The sequence below is a fragment of the Xanthomonas sp. WHRI 7065 genome (assembly GCF_040203115.2).
Taxonomy (GTDB): Bacteria; Pseudomonadota; Gammaproteobacteria; order Xanthomonadales; family Xanthomonadaceae; genus Xanthomonas; species Xanthomonas arboricola.
Window position 1 is genome coordinate 955,729 of the sequence record NZ_CP168194.1, and the last position, 17,980, is coordinate 973,708.

Consider the following 17,980-nt stretch of genomic DNA (forward strand, 5'->3'; position numbering starts at 1 on the left):
GCGTGCGTTGTTCGGTAATGGCGCATCCGATCAGCTTCGTAACGCAACCAGATCAGAAGACGGGATTTCAGCAAATACGCTGCAAATTTTCTGGTGCGGTGTGCTCACCGATTGCGGGACCGTGTGGCGGCATGGATGCCGCCGCCGAGCCTACAAGGACGTACTTACGGCGTGTCCTGCGAGCGCTGAGGGAACCGCGCACTCGACTCACGGTGGCGCACCGCGTTTTCTAGCATCACCCGCGCACAGGCGCATCGCCGGCCACGTAGTAGTCGGCGGTGCTGCGCGGCAGTGGCGTGCGGCCACGCATGCGGTCGGCGATCTTCTCGGCGATCATGATGGTGGTGGCGTTGAGGTTGCCGGTGATGATGCGCGGCATGATTGAGGCATCGATCACCCGCAGGCCTTCCATGCCGTGTACGCGGCCCTGTCCGTCAACCACCGCCATGTCATCGGTGCCCATCGCGCAGGAGCAGGACGGGTGATACGCCGTCTCTGCGCGTGCGCGCACGAAGGCATCCAGCTCGGCATCGGTCTTGCAGTCCGCGCTGGGGCTGATTTCGCGGCCACGATAGGCGTCCAGCGCGGGCTGGGCGATGATCTCGCGGGTGATGCGGATCGCATCGCGAAATTCCTGCCAGTCCTGATCGGTGGACTGGTAGTTGAACAGGATCGATGGATGCTGGCGCGGGTCGCGCGACTTGGCATGTACGCGCCCGCGGCTGGGGGTGCGCATCGAGCCCACATGCGCCTGGAAGCCATGTTCCTTCACCGCATTGCTGCCGTTGTAATTGATCGCCACCGGCAGGAAGTGATACTGGATATTGGGCCAGTCGAATTCTTCGCGCGTGCGGATGAAGCCGCCGGCCTCGAACTGGTTGCTGGCCCCGGTGCCGGTGCCGGCGAACAACCACTGCGCACCGATGGCTGGTTGATTCCACCATTGCAATGCCGGATACAACGATACCGGCTTGGTGCAGGCGTACTGGATGTAGACCTCCAGGTGGTCCTGCAGGTTCTGGCCGACGCCGGGCAGGTCGTGCACCAGCTGCACGTCGAGTGCGCGCAATAGATCGGGCGCGCCGACACCGGAGCGTTGCAGCAGCTGCGGCGAGGCAATCGCGCCAGCACACACCAGCACTTCGCGGCGTGCATGCGCGTCGATGCCCTCGCTGCTGTTGCCGACCAGGTAATGCACGCCGATCGCGCGCTTGCCGGCAAACAGGATGCGGTCGGTGGTGGCATGGGTGACGATGTGCAGGCCATCGCGTGGACGTGCCATGTCCAAATAGCCGCGCGCGGTGCTTGCGCGGCGCCCCTGCGGCGTCACCGTGCGGTCCATCGGCCCAAAGCCTTCCTGCTGATAGCCGTTGAGATCGTCGGTGCGCGGGTACCCGGCCTGCACGCCGGCGTCGACCATGGCATGGAACAGCACGTTGTTGTCGTTCTTCGGCGTGGCCACGCTGACCGGGCCTTCGCCGCCGTGATAATCGTTGGCGCCGATGTCGCGTGTCTCGGCCTTGCGGAAGTACGGCAACACGTCGCGGTAGCTCCAGTCTTCCAGGCCCGGCCGCTTGGCCCAATGGTCGAAATCCAGGGCATTGCCGCGGATGTAGCACATGCCGTTGATCAACGACGAGCCGCCCAATCCCTTGCCGCGCCCGCATTCCATGCGCCGGTTGTCCATATGCGGTTCCGGCTCGGTCTCGTAGGCCCAGTTGTAGCGACGGCCCTGTAACGGGAACGCCAGCGCCGCCGGCATCTGGGTGCGGAAGTCCAGCCGATAATCCGGCCCGCCGGCCTCCAGCAGCAACACGCTGACGCCCGGATCTTCGGTCAGGCGCGCGGCCAGCACGTTACCTGCCGAGCCGGCGCCGATGATGATGTAGTCGTATTCGCGTTGCATGGGGTTCTCCTTGTTGCGGTGCCGGTGTGAAGCGGCTTTCAAGACGATTGCGCAGGGGGCGGCTGTTCTTGTTCGAAATGGCGGCGCGGTCTACAGGCTGCAGCTCGCGCAGCTCGCCGGTATCGCCGGCGACGGCCTGCCAGGTGGCGTCGGTCGGTCAAAACACCGACGCGTAGCGTTCCAGTTCGACCTGGATGGATTTGGTGCGGGTATAGGCCTGCAGCGTGGCTAGGCCGTTTTCGCGACCCACGCCGGATTGCTTGTAGCCGCCCACCGGCATCGCTGCCGGCGACTCGCCCCAGGTGTTGATCCAGCAGATGCCCGCCTGCAGGCGATGGATCAGGCGATGCGCGCGCGCCAGATCCGGCGTCACCACACCTGCGGCCAGGCCGTAGGTGGTGGCATTGGCGCGCGCGATCGCTTCGTCTTCGTCGTCGTAGGTGAGCAGGCTCAGCACCGGGCCGAAGATCTCTTCGCGCACGATGGTCATCACGTCGGTGCAGTCGCTGAAGATGGTCGGTGCGACATAGCAACCTTGTGCCAGCGCGCCATCGCGCAGACGTTCGCCCCCGCACAGCAGGCGCGCCCCCTCGGCCTTGCCCTGTTCGATGTAGTCCAGCACGCGCTGCATGTGCGCGGCGCTGACCAGCGGGCCGAAGGTGGTGCGCGCGTCCAGCGGGTCGCCGATGTGGATGCGTTGCACGCGTGCCAGCAGCCGCGCCTCGAAGGCGTTGCGCAGCGCGCGCGGCACGAACACGCGCGTGCCGTTGGTGCAGACCTGCCCGGAGCTGTAGAAGTTGGCCATCATCGCGATGTCGGCGGCCAGATCCAGGTCGGCGTCGGCGCAGACGATCAGGGGCGACTTGCCGCCCAGTTCCATGGTCACGTCTTTCAGCGACGAACTCGAGGCACTGGCCATCACCTTGCGCCCGGTTGCGGTGCCGCCGGTGAAGCTGATCTTTTCAATCTGCGGGTGTTCGGTGAGCGCGGTGCCCACGCTGGCGCCGTCGCCGGGCAGCACGTTGAACACGCCATCGGGCAGACCGGCCTCGGTGAAGAGTTCGGCCAGCTTGAGTGCGGTCAGCGGTGTCACTTCGCTGGGCTTGAAGATCATTGCGTTGCCGGCTGCCAACGCGGGCGCGGCCTTCCACAGCGCGATCTGGATCGGGTAATTCCATGCGCCGATCGCGCCGACCACGCCGAGCGGCTCGTGCCGTGTGTAGAAGAAGCTGCCTTCGCGCAGCGGCACCTGTGCGCCCTGCAGCGCCTGCGCCACGCCAGCGTAGTACTCCAGCACGTCCGCGCCGGTGACGATGTCCACGCTGCGGGTTTCGCTCAGCGGCTTGCCGGTGTTGAGCGTTTCCAGCTCGGCCAGCGCGTCGTTGCGCTCGCGCAGCAGCGCCACCGCACGCAGCAGGATGCGCGAGCGTTCCACCGCGGTCAGTGCCGCCCATTGCTGCTGGCCGGCCGTGGCGCTGTCGACCGCGGCATCCAGGTCGTCGGCACCGGCGTTGTGCACATTGGCCAGCACCTCGCCGGTGGCGGGGTTGACCACCTCGAAGGTGTGGCCGCCGCGGGCGGGAACATAACGGCCGCCGATATACAGCAACTGGTCGGGAAAACGTGGCATGACAAACCTCCTGTGGGGCGCACGCGGCAGCGGCGGCACCTCAGCGAGTGAGATGCAGGAACTGCAGGTGACGCTCGTATTGATCGATGATGTCGTTGATGATCTGCTCGCGGCTGTAACCGACCAGGTCGTAATCCTGGCTGCCTTCGTACAGATACACTTCGGCGCGGTAATAGCGTTGGTTGCGCAGGCGTTGCGCGGCGAAAGAAGGCGTCAGGTAGCCGCGCATCACCACCTGGTAGCGGAAGCCCTGCTGCTCGCCGTGGTCGACGCTGATTTCCATGTCGTCGTCGTCCAGCCGGCTGCTGACCTGCCAGCCTTCTTCCTGCAGCTGCGCGGTGACCGCTTCAATCGCCGGGCGCACCTGGTCGTGCATGAAGCGATAGACCTCATCGCGCGCCGGGAAATGCATCGCCTGGCCCAGGCGCTGACGCCAGCCGCGGTGATGCCGCGATTGCCCGATCAGCGGGCTGGGGCTGTAGAGCTGCGCACGCTTGCGTTGCGATTCTTCGCTGAGCGCGCGCGACAAGCCCCAGGCCATCAGCAGCAACACCGCAGAGAACGGCAGCGAGGCCAGCACCACGGCCGATTTCAATGCGTCCATGCTGCCGGCCAGCAACAGGCCGCCGGTCACCACCGCGGTGAGCACGCCCCAGAACACGCGCAACCAGCGCGGGCCATCGTCGTGCGGCTCGCCGCCGTGCGAGGACAGCGTGGACAGCACCACCGTGCCGGAATCGGCAGAGGTCACGAAGAACACGAAGCTGATCGCCACCGTCACCGTGATCACCGTGCGGCTCCATGGATAACTCTGCAACAGCGAATACAGCACCGTCTGCGGCGCATCGATGGCCTGTTGCGCCAGCGCGCCCTGGCCGTGATGCAGCAACTGGTCCAGCGCGCTGTTGCCGAAGATCGACAGCCAGGCCAGGGTGAAACCGAGCGGTATCAGCAACACGCCGAGCACGAACTCGCGAATGGTGCGGCCGCGCGAAATACGCGCGATGAACAGGCCCACGAATGGCGCCCAGCCGATCCACCACGCCCAGTAGAACACCGTCCAGTTGCCGAGCCAGTCGCTGCGGCCGCCGTAGGCGTACACATCGAAACTCTTGTTGACCACACTGCCCAGGTAGTCGCCCAGGTTCTGGATCAGCGCGTTGAGCAGATACTGCGTGGGGCCGGCGAACAGCATGAACAGCAGCAGCGCGATCGCCAGCAGCATGTTGATGTCCGACATCCAGCGCACGCCTTTCTCGACGCCGGACACCGCCACCACGATTGCCGCGCCCATCATCGCCACGATCAGCGCGACCTGCACCCAATGGGTGTGCGGCACATCCATCAAGGTACTCAGGCCGGCGTTGAGATGCAGCACGCCAAAGCCCATGTCCGCGCCCAGGCCGAACACGGTGGCCACGATGCCCAGCGCATCCACGGTATAGCCGATCGGCCCGTTGATGCGCTTGCCGATCAGCGGATACAGCGCCGAGCGCAGGGCCAGCGGCAGGTTGTGGCGAAATGCGAAATACGCCAGCGCCATCGCTGCCAGCGCGAACACGCCCCAGCCATGCAGTCCCCAATGCAGGAACAGCAACTGCATCGCCTGACGTGCAGAGGCTTCACCGCTGCCGGTGCCGCCTTGCGGCGGTTGCAGGTAATGGGTGAGCGGTTCGGAGACGCAGAAGAAGAACAGCGTGATGCTGATGCCTGCGGCGAACAACATGCCGGCCCAGGACAGATAGCTGAATTCCGGCTCGTCGTGATCGGCACCGAGCTTGATGTTGCCGTAGCTGGACAAGGCCACGCCAAGCACGAACACCAGATACACCGTCATCGCCAGCAGGTAGTACCAGCCGACATTGCGCGAGGCCCAGGTCTGTGCGTCCAGCAGCACGCGGCCCGCTTCAAGCGGAAACAACGACACCAACAACGCAAACGTACACACCACCGTGGCCGCCAGCACGAACACCGGGCGCAGGGTGCGCACCGGCAACAGCTGCGGCTCAACCGCACTCATGCCGACACACTCATATGACGCGTATCACGTGCTGTGCTCCCAACGAAAAACCGCCTGCGTTATCGCACAGACGGTGTCGAGGGGGTGTCATCGGTCGAGTCCGCCAGTGCGAACCCGTAGTCACTTTGCGGGGTGGCTAGCGCAGCAGCTGCAGCGGCACGCGGATATCCATGCCCACCGCAAGATGGTCGGAGAACGCTGCGGGAATCGCTTCAATATGCTCGATGGTCAGGCTGTCGCTGACCAGGATATGGTCGATCGCCCGGTCCGGACGCCAGCTCGGAAACGTATGCACTTCGCAGCTCGGCGGCTGCAACCGCGTGTGCCGGTACAGCGCCTGCATTTCCGGCCGGTCGGCCATGCAGTTGAAATCGCCCATCAACATCGCGTTGGGATGCTCGGACAACAATTCGGCGATGAAGGCCAGCTGCGCCATGCGCGAATTGGCGCCCAGTGACAGATGCGCCACCGCCACCGCCAGGCCTTCGCGACCCTGCCCGAACTTGGCCAGCAGGATGCCGCGCCCGCCTATCCGGCCGGGCAGGGCGTGATCCTGCACTTCCAGCGGTTCCAGCTTGCTGAGCAAACCATTCGCGCTGGAGGCGACACCGCCCATGCGGCGGTTGGGCTGGTGGCTCCAGTAATGGAAGCCGGCGCGCTCGGCCAGATAGTGGGTCTGGTTGGTGAAGCCCGAGCGCAGGCTGCCCGGGTCGGCCTCTTGCAGGCCGACGATGTCGCGCTCGCCGGCCAGCTTGGCAATGCTGTCCAGGCTGGTGCGCTTGCTGCCCAGCGGCAACGCATGCGACCAGCTGCGCGTGACGTAATCGCTGTAACGGCGGGTGCTGGAGCCAGCCTGGATATTGGCCGTCAGCACCCGCAGGGTGCGCGAATCCGAAGCGTTCACAGGGCGGCGATCGACAGGATCACTTGGCCAGCGTGGCGCGTTCGCGCGCAATCAGGTGATCGGCGATACGCAGCATGTCCGGGAAGCTCTGGCCCTTGACCAGGTACTTGCCGTTGACGATCAGCGACGGGGTGCCGGTGAGCTTGCTGCGGGTGGCGAACTGCTTGGCGCGGTTGGTCTTGGCCGACACGCCGAAGCTGCTCATGGTGTCGATGAAGGTCTTCTGGTCCACGCCGTACTTGGCGTAGAACGCGGCGATGTCCTGCACCGAATCCTTGCCGCGCTCGCCCTTGAGGGTCTGTTCGGTGTGGATGGCCTTGTACAGCGCTTCGTGGGTCTTTTCCTGCACGCCCAGGGTTTCGGCGGCGTAGAACGCACGGCCGTAGTCGTCCCACGGGCCGCCGAACATCGCCGGCACGTAGACGAAGTGCACGTCCGACGGCAGGCCGGCCTTCCACGGCCCGATCAGCGGCTGGAACGCGTTGCAGGCGGGGCAGACATAGCCGAAGACCTCGGCCACTTCGATCTTGCCGGCGGCCTGCTGGTACGGCTGGCCGCCTTCGATATCCAGATAGTCGGTGCCGGCGACCGGCTCGGGGCCGTTCGGCGCGCGCGGTGCGGCGCTGGGGGCGGCGGCCGGCGGGGTGCTGGCGCTCTCGCCAACTGCAGGCGGTGCGGCGGGATCGGCGGCCGGCGTGGCAGCGGCCGGAGCAGGCGCCGTTTCGGCAGCCGGCGTGGTGGCGGCAGGTGCGGTGTCGGACGAGCCGTCCTGGGCCTTGCAGGCGACCAGGATCGGCAGCAGCGCCATCAGCGTCAGGGCGAAGCGGGTCTTCATCGGATTGGATCTCCAGCGTGGGGCGAGGAAAGGGCCGGACGGCCGCGGGGCGCATGATGCCACGGGCGGCCGTCGGTGGCGGTTACGCGGTTCAGCGCTTGGCAGGCGCAGCGTGTTCGCGGGCGATCAGATCAGGTAGTCGGCCACGCGCAGCATGTCCGGGTAGTTGCGCGCGCCGATCAGATAGCGCCCGTTGACGATGATCGCCGGGGTGCCGGGCAGCTTGCTGCGCTTGGCGAACTCGCGCGCGGCATCGAGCCTGGCGTCGACCGCCTGGCTCTTGTAGGTCTCGATGAAGCGCTGCTGCGGCACGCCGTAGCCAGCGTAGAAGGCGGCCAGTTCCTCCGGGGCGACGTTCTGGGTCGGCACGGTCTGCTTTTCGTGGATCGCCTCGAACATGGCGCGATGGCTGCGCTTGGCCACGCCCAGGATGTCGGCGGCGAAGTAGGCACGCGCGAAGGCATCCCAGAACCCGCCGAAGGCCGCCGGCACCGGGGTGAAGCGCACATACGACGGCTGCTTGGCCACCCAGGCCTCCAGGGTTGGCTCGAAGTGCGCGCAGTGCGGGCAGGTGTAGCCGAACACCTCGACCACTTCCACCTTGCCGGCCAGCGGCGCGTACGGCTGGCCGCCGTCGATGACGATGTAGTCGTCGCCTTCGACCGGCGGGGCGTTCTTGTCGGCGGCACAGGCCGCCAGCGGCATCAACAGCAACAACAGCAGGGACAGGCGGGAAAACAGATTCATGCAGGCTCCGTGGGGGTGGAAAGGGGGAGGGCGGGAAACGACGACGCCGGTCGCGGGACCGGCGTCGTGACACGGTGTGGCGGTTGCGGCGGTCAGCTCATGAGCGGGCGGGCGTTGCTGCGGGCAGTTGCGCGGCGGCGGCATCGTCGGCGCGATCGTGCAGACCCTGCAGATAGCTGGCCAGCGCCTGGATCTCCTGCTCGGTCAGCGGATGCGCCACCTGCGCCATGATATTGAACAGCGCCGGGTTGCGCTCCTGGGTGGTGCCGGCCTGGTATTCCTTCAGGCGCCGCGCCACGTACTCGGCATGCTGGCCGCCCAGGCGCGGATACGCCGGGCCCGGATTGCCGCTGCCGGACGGGCCATGGCAGGCCATGCAGGCCGGCACGCCGCGCGCGACATCGCCACTGCGGTAGAGCTTCTCGCCGACTTGGTAGAACTTCAGGCCCTGGTACGGCCCCTCGTTGACCACCGCATCGTCGGCCACCCCGGCAGCGGCTTTTTGCGTGGCGAAGTAGGCGCCCAGGTCGCGCATGTCCTGCGCGGTGAGGTCCTTGACGAACGGCACCATTACCGCCGACATGCCGGTATTGCGCTCGCCGCTGGCGATCAAGGCGACCTGGTGCGCCACGTAGCGCTCGGTCTGGCCGGCGATGCGCGGGTACATGGCCACCGCCGGATTGCCGTCCGGGCCATGGCAGGCCGCGCAGGCCGCGGCCTTAGTCTGGCCGGCCTTGGCATCGCCCCAGGTGGTCTTGGACAGGTCCACCTCCAGCGGGGCGATGCGCACCGGCGGCGGATCGGGGATCGGCGTGACCGCCGACTGCGCAAACGCCACGGCGGCGATGACCGGCACGGCGAGGGCGGCGAGGACTAGCACACGAGCATGGCGCATCAGCTAAAGCTCCGTATGGACCCGGCCCGCGCGCGTTGGGTGCTGGCTGTGGCAGGCGTGCTTCGATTATCGACACGCCTTTGCGCCAGGGTCAACGAACAGTGCAGCAAAACCGTCAGGCCCCGAACGTGCGATCCTAGGGAGATGTCGCTCCTTATCGAACAAGCCCGCTACCACCTGTCCGCCCATAACGCCCGGCAATTGCCCGACGATGGCGGCTACGAGGTCGCCTTCGCCGGCCGCTCCAACGCCGGAAAATCCAGCGCGCTCAATGCGCTGACCCGCCAGAACGCACTGGCGCGCGTGTCCAAGACCCCCGGCCGCACCCAGCAGCTGGTGTTCTTCCAGATCCAGCCCGAGCGCTATCTGGTGGATCTGCCCGGTTACGGCTACGCCAAGGTGCCGCAGGACCTGCAGGCGCACTGGCAGGCCTTCATCGACCGCTATTTCCGCACCCGCGAAGCCTTGCGCGGGCTGGTGGTGGTGATGGACATCCGCCATCCGCTCAAGGATTACGACCTGCAGATGCTCGGTTATGCGGCCGAGCGCGGCCTGCCCGCGCACGGTTTGCTGACCAAGGCCGACAAGCTCGGCCGTGGCCAGCAGATGCAGACGCTGCAGAAGGTCAAGAAGGAAGTGACCTCGCGCTTCGGCGACAGCGTGACCGTGCAGACCTACTCCGGCGAGTCGCGCCAGGGCGTGGACGAGTTGCGCGGCATCGTCGGCGGCTGGCTGGGCCTGGACGTCGCGGCGCCTGCCGCGGAGTGAGCCGGGGCGGGCCTGGCGGATGACGCCTGGCCTTTCAGACCATCAGGACGGCGAGCCAGGGCTCGCCGTTTTTTTCATTGCGGCACGGCGCCGAATTCGGTCGGCACCCAGGCGAACGCCTGGCCCTCGCGGCGCACATGACCCAGGCCTGGGAACGGCAGATGCGCGCCGGCCACCCACCAGCGGCCGTCGGCGGCCTGCGCCAGCAGACGACGCCGTGACGCGATTGCCTTGCTGCGGTCGCTGTCGGCCTCGAACGAGGCGTCCGGCTGGGCAAACTGCACGGCGTGGTAGTGCAGCACATCGCCCCATACCAGCACGGTGTTGCCGGTGCCGCCATCGAAGCGATAGGAGACGTGGCCGGGCGTGTGGCCCTGGCTGTCCAGCGCGGTGATGCCGGCCGGCAATGCGCTGATGCCGGGCTGGAAGCGGCGCAGCCGATCCTGGGCCTGATATGGCGCCACCGCTGCGCGTGCCAGCGGGAAGGCGAACTGCAGCATCGGCGCGGCACCGGCCTCCGAGGCCGGGTCCAGCCAGTACGCGGCATCGGCCTCGGACAGCCACACCGTGGCGTTGGGAAAGGCCGGCGTGCCCTGCGCATCGAGCAGGCCGCACAGGTGGTCCGGATGCGCGTGGGTGAGCAGCACATCGTCGACCTGGGCGGGGTCGTAACCGGCGGCGCGCAGGTTGCTCAGCACCTGACCCAGGCCGGGCCCCAGGCACTGCGCGGTGCCGGTATCGACCAGGCTGAGGTGGCTGCCGTCCTGGATCAGATAGGCGTTGACTGCCGTCTGCAGCCCCTTGCCGTCTTCGGGCACGTAGCCCTGCGCGAGCAGGCGGTCGCGCTCTGCCGGGGCCACATTGGACAGCTGTTGCCGCGTCAACGCCACGCTGCCGTCGAACAAGGCGGTGACGCGCAGCGTGCCGATGTGCTGCAGATAGAAGCCGGGGACCTGTGCGTGGGTGGATGCGGGCGCAGCGGCGTGCGCCAGCGTGGCGCTTGCGGCGAGCAACAGCGGCGCCAGCGGACGCAGCGCGGAAAAAACAGACATGAGCAACTCCAGGACAGGCGGCAACCGCCGCGGTGTCGCCATGCTGGCCGCGGCGACCTGCGCGATTCGCTCATTGCGCTGCGCGAAGCGCTCGCGTCGGCGATCTAGCGGCTATTGCCGATGCTGGCCGGATCCAGCCCGTAGCGCTGCTGGAAGCGCTGACTGAAGCTGCGGGTAGAGCGATAGCCGGCCCGCGCGGCCACGGTCTTGAGCGGCCAGCGCGTGCTGTAGAGCAAGGCCATGGCGTGCGCCAGCCGCGCGTCGGTGATCAGTTCGCGCAGCGAGCGGTGTTCGGCAGCCAGATGCCGGCGCAAGGTGGCGCCGCTGATGCCCAGACTGTCTTCGATATCGCGCGAGCGCCACGCCCGCTGCGGTTGCGCGGTGATCAGCGTACGCACCTGCTCGGCAACGCTTGGCGCCGGCGGCAGCAACAGCCCGCCGTGGCCGCGGCGGCAGAGGGTGACGACCAGTGCGGCCAGCGCCAGGCGTGCTTCGGTATATAGGCCGTGCTGCAGCGCATCGCGCCATTGCCGCAGCGTCAGCGCGAAATCGATCGCCGGCAGTTGTGCGATGTCGGCGCCGGCCTCGGGCAGCGGCTCGTTCCACAATGCGCGTGCAGCGGCCAGCGCCTCTTCGCAGAGGGGGACCACCACGCTCAGGTAGAGCCCGGTCTGCGGGTCGGGCGTGTTGATCACATCGATGCGGCAACGGCGCGTCACCAGGAACAGGTCGCCCGGCACGAACTGCAGCGATTGGGTCGCGCTGCGCACCTGCTTGCGGCCCTGCAGCACAATCGCGAACTGCGCCTGGGTCAGATCCACCGAGCGCGCCCCGTGTTCGCGCCGCGCACTCACGCAGGCAAACCCCTCGGCGCGCTCGCAGTGCAGCAGGCTGGCCATCTGCGCGAGCAGGGCGTCGGTGGGTGTGGGCGCAACGGTCATGGCCGGGCGATGCTACAGGATCGCAGCTGCGCGGCTGAGGACGATCAAACGCCGTGCATCCGCGCGTGCGGGAATTAGCAGGGGTCCAGTTTCAGCCTGGACGGTTGCGGCCTGCGGCGCCCTCCGTCATGCCCGGCCTTGGCTGCCGCGGCCACGCCGTGCGCATGGATGGAAATCTCAGACCCGGCCGATGGCAGCAATTCTTTCCATGCCCTGCGGTTATAGTGCGGGCCTTGCGGTGGCAGGGGAGGATCCCCACATCGTTCCCCTAAATTTTCCTGCGAGCCTGCCCTTGTCGAGTCCCAGCCACGTTGCCGAAACGCCGATCACCGAACGCGCGGAGCTGGTCCAGGTGCTGGCCTCCGGCGAGAAGCCCAGCGCTGACTGGCGGATCGGCACCGAGCACGAAAAGTTCGGCTTCCAGCTCGACGACCTGCGCGCGCCCACGTTCGAAGGCGAGCGCGGCATCCAGGCGCTGCTGACCGGGTTGACCCGCTTCGGCTGGGAGCCGGTGCAGGAAAACGGCCACACCATCGCGCTGCTGCGCGACGGCGCCTCGGTGACGCTGGAGCCGGCCGGCCAGCTGGAACTGTCGGGTGCGGCAGTGGAAACCCTGCATCACACCTGCGTGGAAACCGGCACCCATCTGGACGAAGTGGCGCAGGTGGCCGGCGAGTTGCAGCTGGGGTTCCTGGGCATGGGCTTCCAGCCGAAGTGGCGCCGCGATGAAATGCCGTGGATGCCCAAGGGCCGCTACCAGATCATGAAGAACTACATGCCCAAGGTCGGCTCGCTCGGCCTGGACATGATGACCCGCACCTGCACGGTGCAGGTCAACCTGGATTACGCCACCGAAGCGGACATGGTGAAGAAGTTCCGCGTGTCGCTGGCGTTGCAGCCAATCGCCACCGCATTGTTCGCCGATTCGCCGTTCACCGAAGGCAAGCCGAACGGCTACCTGAGCTACCGCTCGCACATCTGGACCGATACCGACGCCGACCGCACCGGCATGCTGGACTTCGTGTTCGAGGACGGCTTCGGCTACGAGCGCTATGTCGATTACCTGCTCGATGTGCCGATGTATTTTTCCTACCGCGACGGCGTCTATGTCGATGCCAGCGGGCAGAGCTTCCGCGACTTCATGCAAGGCAGGTTGCCGGCACTGCCGGGCGCGCTGCCGACGCTGCGCGACTGGTCGGACCACATGACCACCGCATTCCCGGAAGTGCGCCTCAAGAAGTACCTGGAAATGCGCGGCGCCGACGCCGGCCCGTGGGACCGCCTGTGTGCGTTGTCGGCGTTCTGGGTGGGGTTGCTATACGACGACACCGCGCTGGATGCGGCCTGGGATCTGGTCAAGGATTTCAGCACCACCGAGCGCCACGCGCTGCGCGACGGCGTGCCCAAGCATGCGCTCGGCCTGCCGTTCCGCAATGGCACGGTGCGCGATTTGGCGGTGGAAGCGGTCAAGATCGCCCGCGAGGGCCTGCGTCGGCGTGCGCGCCTGAATGCCGATGGTCAGGACGAAACCGGCTTTGTGGATGTGATCGCCGAGATCGCCGAGAGCGGTGTCACCGCCGCCGAGCGCAAGCTGGCGCTGTATCACGGTGCATGGAATGGCGACATCGATCGCGTGTTCCGCGAGTTTGCGTACTGAGCGCTTGCTGATCGCAGCAGTGGTCGCGCGCGGCTGATCGATCGCGCGGATCGTTGTGTGCAGGCGTGATTCTCGGATGTGCGCCGGCCGGCATCGCCGAGCCTGCGGGCGGGATAACGTGCTCCAACCCGGCCTTAGCGCCGCTCCGGCATGCACGGCAGGCGCACCGTCACCCGCAGGCCGCCACCTGCTGCACGGTTGTCCAGGCGCAGGTCGCCGCCATGCGCCAGCACGATGCTGTGCGCCACCGACAAGCCCAGCCCGATGCCGCCGGTGTCGCGATTGCGCGAGGACTCGCCACGCACGAACGGCAGCAGCAACTGTTCGCGCTGGGTCGGGTCGATGCCGGGGCCGTCGTCGTCGATCCACAGCACACCGTCTTCGCCGTCGCGCTGCAGCTGCAGGCGCGCGCGCTTGCCGTATTTCAGCGCGTTCTCCAGCAGGTTCATCACTGCGCGCCGCAAGGCCAGCGGATCGCCATCCAGGGTGATCGCCGGGCCGGGCAGCAGCTCGGCATCGGCGCCGATGTCGGTGGCGTTGTCGACCACGCTTTCCACCAGCAGGCGCAGATCCAGCGGCGCGCGTTTGCCGCGGTGGCGATCGTTCTGGATGAAATCCAGCGCGGCGGAAATCATCGCCTTCATCTCGTCGATGTCGGCCAGCGCCTTGTCGCGCAACGGCGGCTGCAGGCCGTCCAGGCGGAACGACAGGCGCGCCAGCGGCGTGCGCAGGTCGTGCGCGATCGCCGCCACCATGTGGGTGCGTTCGTTGATCAGGCGGTTCAGGCGGGCCTGCATCGCATTGAACGAATCGGCCGCGCGCACGATCTCCGGCGGGCCGCTGCGTTGCAGTGCGGCAGCATCCGGGTTGCGGCCCAGCCGGTCGGCGGCTTCGGCAAAGCGCTTGATCGGCGCCGACAACGCACGCGAGAACCACCACGCCAGCGGCACGTTGGCCAGCAGGCCAGCCAGGAACAGCAGCACCACATGGGTCTTGAACTCGGCCGACAGCCGCCGCGGTGGCGATTCGACCGTGCGCCAGCGGCCATCGGGCTGTTGCAGCGCGGCGGTGAAGCCGTCCAGCAAGGGCACGCCCGGGGTCAGGCGCTCGCTTTCCCAGGCGCCGGGGGTATCGTCCGGACGCAGCCCATTGCCGAACGGCGGGGCACCGGGGTGGCGATCGCGCGGCCAGTCGCCTGGCGCCGGCGGCGAACGCTGCAAGGCCTCGTGGCGATTGCCGGTGGGACCGGCGTTGCCATCACCGGCCCCGAATGCCTGCGGTTGGCCGGGCATGCGCGGCGGTGGAGACATGCCGATGCGTGGGCCCTGACGATCGTCGGCGCTGCGGTAGAAGCGCACACGCTGCTCGGGGACATCCAGCCAATGGGCCAGCAGCATTTCGGCAAACCCGTCGCGCACCTGGCCTGCCGGCGGCAGCGGGGCCTGGGCCGATTCGTGCACCGTCAGGGTCTGGGTGCCGGCCGGCATGCGCGTGGACAGCAGTGCCACCACTTCCGGCGGATGCACCGGCGGCTCGTAGACCGGGGTGCGCATCACTAGCAGGGCGATGCCGATGACCTGGGCAGTAAGCAGCGCCACCGCCAGCAGCACGAAGGTACGGGCAAAGATCGACAGCCCGCGACGTGCCGGTTTACTCACAGACGCGAGACGCCCGGCAGCAGCATGTAACCCTCGTTGCGCACGGTGCGGATCAACTCGGTATGCACGCGCTCGTTGATCTTGCGGCGCAGGCGGCTGATCTGGCTGTCGATGGCGCGGTCGTAGACGTCGGTATCGCGGCCACGGGCGTAGTCCAGCAACTGGTCGCGGCTGAGCACTCGCTGCGGATGCTCGACGAAGGTGCGCAGCAGCGCAAACTCGCCGTCGGACAGGTTGATGAAGATGCCGGTGGGGTCACGCAGGTCGCGCCGCACCACGTCCAGCCGCCAGCCGGCGAACTCGTAGACATTGCCACGGTGGTCGGCCTGCTCGCTGCTGGCCTGGCTGCGGCGCAGCAGGGCGCGTACCCGCGCCAGCAGTTCGCGAGGATTGCAGGGTTTTGCCAGGTAATCGTCGGCGCCCACTTCCAGACCGATGATGCGGTCGGTGTCGTTGCCCAGCGCGCTGAGCATGATGACCGCAGGTGAACCGCGCTCGCTGGCCAGCGCCCGCGCCGCGCTCAGGCCGTCTTCTCCGGGCATCATCACGTCGAGTACGATGAGGTCCGGGCGGCGCTGGGCGATGCTCTTGCGCATCTCCGCCACGTTTTCGGCAACGTCCACCTGGTAGCCGTGGGCGCTGAGGAACTCGCCGATCAGCTTGCGCAGGTCCGGGTCGTCGTCGACCACAAGAACGCAGGGTTGTTGCATGTCCATGGAGATCATCGTCGGTGGCGCGGAGCTTGGCCCGCGCAGGGTGGTGGCGACCGGATACATGGTGCTCGCAGTTGCAGGGCTGGAGCACGCATCATAATGATTGAATTTGTCAACCTTTGGCACACGTGTGACGCAACATGACAGAACGGGACATCGCGCAGGAAACCGGGCCATCGACACTGTGCCGCAGCAATGGCGAGTGTACGCATGACAAGGCGTTTCCGATGATGCGGGTGATCAGCCGCGACAACGGCGTGGGCCTTACCCGGGACATGGAGCTGATGGCGCAGACGCTGCGTGCCGGCGGCATACCGGTGCAGGAAGTGGGCTTCACCAGTCAGCGGCTGCACGACACTGCGCGCGAAGCCCGTCTGTGGGCCAGTCGCGCGCTGTTCGGGCGGGTGCCGGTGCAGATCTTTTCCGAGCGCGTGTATGCGCGCTGCCTGCCGCTGGGCCAGACCAACCTGCTGGTGCCCAATCCGGAATGGTTGCTGCCCAAGTGGCTGCCGCGGCTGCCGCAGTTCGACGCGGTGCTGTGCAAGACCCATCACGCGGAGCGGATTTTCCGCAGTCTGGGCTGCACCACGCGGTTCATCGGCTTCACCAGCCCGGATCGCCACGACGCACAAGTTCCGCGTCAGCGTGCGTTCTTCCATCTGGCCGGGCGCAGTACCGCCAAGGGCACCCGCGTGCTGCTGGAGACCTGGCAGCGGCATCCGGAATGGCCGCTGCTGACGGTGGTGCAGAATCCGCGCACGGCCGGCAAGCCGGTGTTGGCGCCGAACATCGACCACCGCGTCCGTTATCTCGACGACGCCGAATTGCGCCGCCTGCAGAACGCGCACCTGTTCCATCTGTGCCCATCCGAGGCCGAAGGCTTCGGGCATTACCTGATGGAAGCGCTGAGCGTGGGCGCGGTGACGCTGGCCACCGACGGTGAGCCGATGAACGAACTGGTCAGGCCCGAGCACGGCGTGCTGATTCCGGTGGCCGAGGTGCGCCAGCGGCGTCTGGCGTCGTATTACTACGTGGATGCGGCCGGCATTGCGCAGGCGGTGGAAACCGCGCTGGCCTTGCCGCAGGCGCAGCTGGATCAGCTGTCGGCCAACGCGCGGGCGTTCTACCAGGCCAACGATGCCGCATTCGCCGCGCGCTTTCGCAATGCGGTGCTGGCGTCGTTGCCGGCAGATGCGGCGGAGGTCGCCACAGACGTGGCCCAGGCGGTCGTCGAGAACTGATGCCTTAATCCGGCTTGAGGCTTTCCCACGGTCGACGTGTGTCGCGTGCAGCACCGCGCGCTTGCTTGGGTCCCAGGTCTTGCACGCTGCATGACGGCGCACGCCAGCGATCGGCGCGCAGCGGCAAATGCACGACATATCGCGATGCAACGCTCTCCCTGACCAAGCGGGTACAGCCCGCCATTGCCATGTGCGTGCGGTAAGCGCATGCGCCATCCAGCCAGGGAGATTGACGATGGTCCAGACACGTTCCACAGCCGTTGCCATCAGTGCAGTGCTCGCAGTGATCGGCCTGGGCGGCTGCGCCAGTTTCTGCGGCGCGCCTTCCGGCGGGCCACCGCCGCCGCCCGCGCCACCACAGGCACAGCGTGGTCCGCCACCACCACCGCCACCGAGTGCGAGCGATCTGGCCGCGATGCAGGCCTGTGCTCAAGAGCAGGGAGTGGCCTTGCCCCCGCCAGTTGCGGCCACGCCGCATCCCGATGCGCCCACGCAGGGCATGGACCGCAGTGCGTTTGAGCGCTGTCTGGCCAGCAACGGCGTGCGGCGGCCAACGCCGTTGCCCGGCGGGCCCTGGCGCGACGGGCCGGCGCCAGATCGCCCGCACGGGCCTGGCGAACCACATGGTCCGCCACCCCACGATCCCGACTTCGACGCCGCGTTGCAGGCCTGTGCCACCGCGCAAGGCATCGCCCTGCCTGCGCCTGACGCGCCGCCCGTCGGCCCGCCACCGCCCGCGCTGTCGCAATGCCTGGAGGCCGAAGGTTTCGCGCCACCACCGCGGCACGGCTGATCGTGCTGATCACGCCTACCGTCGGTTCCAACTGCTGGCGGCGATGCTGCAGCTGGAGTGGGTTGCGCACGAGCGGCGGTCGCCCTGCGCGATGCACTGCTGGATCCGGACGAAGCGGACGCTGGCCGCGCTTGGCGGCCTCTACCTGGATCCTCTGACAACCGCCAGGCAGTCGCGAGGCCGACTGAAGCGATTTCCCTCCGTGATGCTTCAGCCGGGT

At 67.3% G+C, this 17,980-nt stretch carries 14 protein-coding genes and 1 pseudogene; 4 read left to right on the forward strand and 11 right to left on the reverse strand.

The annotated features are described in order from the left end of the window. Positions 1–235: 235 nt before the first annotated feature. From betA to ABQY64_RS04055, 7 genes and pseudogenes are all read right to left on the reverse strand, one after another. Positions 236–1,906: a choline dehydrogenase gene (gene betA / locus ABQY64_RS04025; RefSeq protein ID WP_039512248.1), complete on the reverse strand. Its 1,671-nt coding sequence runs from the start codon at positions 1,904–1,906 to the stop codon at positions 236–238. 157 nt (positions 1,907–2,063) lie between these two features. Beyond that, entirely contained in the window at positions 2,064–3,536 is a 1,473-nt protein-coding gene (gene betB / locus ABQY64_RS04030) for a betaine-aldehyde dehydrogenase (RefSeq protein ID WP_024940791.1), read from the reverse strand. A gap of 40 nt (positions 3,537–3,576) precedes the next feature. After that, positions 3,577–5,556 carry a choline BCCT transporter BetT gene (gene betT / locus ABQY64_RS04035; RefSeq protein WP_016902610.1) on the reverse strand — a complete coding sequence of 660 codons (1,980 nt, stop codon included), beginning with the start codon at positions 5,554–5,556 and terminating at the stop codon, positions 3,577–3,579. A gap of 136 nt (positions 5,557–5,692) precedes the next feature. Next, positions 5,693–6,430, reverse strand: a complete 738-nt coding sequence (locus ABQY64_RS04040) for an endonuclease/exonuclease/phosphatase family protein (protein WP_024940789.1) — start codon at positions 6,428–6,430, stop codon at positions 5,693–5,695. Positions 6,431–6,479: 49 nt separating this feature from the next. After that, on the reverse strand, positions 6,480–7,295 hold the full coding sequence (locus tag ABQY64_RS04045) for a thiol:disulfide interchange protein DsbA/DsbL (protein ID WP_016902612.1): 816 nt from the start codon (positions 7,293–7,295) through the stop codon (positions 6,480–6,482). Positions 7,296–7,386: 91 nt separating this feature from the next. Beyond that, a pseudogene (locus ABQY64_RS04050) lies at positions 7,387–8,042 on the reverse strand (thiol:disulfide interchange protein DsbA/DsbL). Positions 8,043–8,139: 97 nt separating this feature from the next. Continuing rightward, entirely contained in the window at positions 8,140–8,937 is a 798-nt protein-coding gene (locus tag ABQY64_RS04055; protein WP_024939455.1) for a c-type cytochrome, read from the reverse strand. A gap of 144 nt (positions 8,938–9,081) precedes the next feature. Between ABQY64_RS04055 and yihA the strand changes: the two genes are divergently transcribed. Further along, positions 9,082–9,705 carry a ribosome biogenesis GTP-binding protein YihA/YsxC gene (gene yihA, locus ABQY64_RS04060; protein WP_024939454.1) on the forward strand — a complete coding sequence of 208 codons (624 nt, stop codon included), beginning with the start codon at positions 9,082–9,084 and terminating at the stop codon, positions 9,703–9,705. Positions 9,706–9,779: 74 nt separating this feature from the next. Here the strand turns inward: yihA and ABQY64_RS04065 are convergent, their stop codons facing one another. Together ABQY64_RS04065 and ABQY64_RS04070 are read right to left on the reverse strand one after the other, a co-directional pair. Beyond that, the gene (locus tag ABQY64_RS04065) at positions 9,780–10,757 is read right to left on the reverse strand and encodes an MBL fold metallo-hydrolase (protein WP_349780320.1); all 978 of its coding nucleotides are present in this window, start codon (positions 10,755–10,757) and stop codon (positions 9,780–9,782) included. A 104-nt stretch (positions 10,758–10,861) separates the two neighbouring features. Beyond that, the gene (locus tag ABQY64_RS04070) at positions 10,862–11,698 is read right to left on the reverse strand and encodes a helix-turn-helix transcriptional regulator (protein ID WP_102254812.1); all 837 of its coding nucleotides are present in this window, start codon (positions 11,696–11,698) and stop codon (positions 10,862–10,864) included. Between the two features lie 292 nt (positions 11,699–11,990). Here ABQY64_RS04070 and ABQY64_RS04075 point away from each other — a divergent pair, with 292 nt between their 5' ends. Then, positions 11,991–13,355, forward strand: a complete 1,365-nt coding sequence (locus tag ABQY64_RS04075) for a glutamate--cysteine ligase (protein WP_047128118.1) — start codon at positions 11,991–11,993, stop codon at positions 13,353–13,355. Positions 13,356–13,489: 134 nt separating this feature from the next. On the opposite strand, the gene ABQY64_RS04080 is transcribed toward ABQY64_RS04075, so the two are convergent. Continuing rightward, positions 13,490–15,013, reverse strand: a complete 1,524-nt coding sequence (locus ABQY64_RS04080; protein WP_349780321.1) for an ATP-binding protein — start codon at positions 15,011–15,013, stop codon at positions 13,490–13,492. Beyond that, on the reverse strand, positions 15,010–15,729 hold the full coding sequence (locus tag ABQY64_RS04085) for a response regulator (RefSeq protein WP_087962308.1): 720 nt from the start codon (positions 15,727–15,729) through the stop codon (positions 15,010–15,012). The genes ABQY64_RS04080 and ABQY64_RS04085 overlap by 4 nt, the downstream gene beginning before the upstream one ends. A gap of 137 nt (positions 15,730–15,866) precedes the next feature. On the opposite strand from ABQY64_RS04085, the gene ABQY64_RS04090 reads away from it, so the two are divergent. Then, positions 15,867–16,967 (forward strand): glycosyltransferase, encoded by a 1,101-nt coding sequence (locus ABQY64_RS04090; protein ID WP_349780322.1) that lies wholly within the window; start codon positions 15,867–15,869, stop codon positions 16,965–16,967. A 235-nt stretch (positions 16,968–17,202) separates the two neighbouring features. Beyond that, entirely contained in the window at positions 17,203–17,760 is a 558-nt protein-coding gene (locus ABQY64_RS04095) for a hypothetical protein (RefSeq protein ID WP_374151341.1), read from the forward strand. Positions 17,761–17,980: the final 220 nt, after the last annotated feature.

Excerpts from the sequence above, each read along its gene's own strand:
- betA (WP_039512248.1), bottom strand. The coding sequence starts at position 1,906 with ATGCAACGCGAATACGACTACATCATCATCGGCGCCGGCTCGGCAGGT.
- betB (WP_024940791.1), bottom strand. The coding sequence starts at position 3,536 with ATGCCACGTTTTCCCGACCAGTTGCTGTATATCGGCGGCCGTTATGTT.
- betT (WP_016902610.1), bottom strand. The coding sequence starts at position 5,556 with ATGAGTGCGGTTGAGCCGCAGCTGTTGCCGGTGCGCACCCTGCGCCCG.
- ABQY64_RS04045 (WP_016902612.1), bottom strand. The coding sequence starts at position 7,295 with ATGAAGACCCGCTTCGCCCTGACGCTGATGGCGCTGCTGCCGATCCTG.
- ABQY64_RS04055 (WP_024939455.1), bottom strand. The coding sequence starts at position 8,937 with ATGCGCCATGCTCGTGTGCTAGTCCTCGCCGCCCTCGCCGTGCCGGTC.
- yihA (WP_024939454.1), top strand. The coding sequence starts at position 9,082 with ATGTCGCTCCTTATCGAACAAGCCCGCTACCACCTGTCCGCCCATAAC.
- ABQY64_RS04065 (WP_349780320.1), bottom strand. The coding sequence starts at position 10,757 with ATGTCTGTTTTTTCCGCGCTGCGTCCGCTGGCGCCGCTGTTGCTCGCC.
- ABQY64_RS04070 (WP_102254812.1), bottom strand. The coding sequence starts at position 11,698 with ATGACCGTTGCGCCCACACCCACCGACGCCCTGCTCGCGCAGATGGCC.
- ABQY64_RS04085 (WP_087962308.1), bottom strand. The coding sequence starts at position 15,729 with ATGGACATGCAACAACCCTGCGTTCTTGTGGTCGACGACGACCCGGAC.
- ABQY64_RS04090 (WP_349780322.1), top strand. The coding sequence starts at position 15,867 with ATGACAGAACGGGACATCGCGCAGGAAACCGGGCCATCGACACTGTGC.
- ABQY64_RS04095 (WP_374151341.1), top strand. The coding sequence starts at position 17,203 with ATGGTCCAGACACGTTCCACAGCCGTTGCCATCAGTGCAGTGCTCGCA.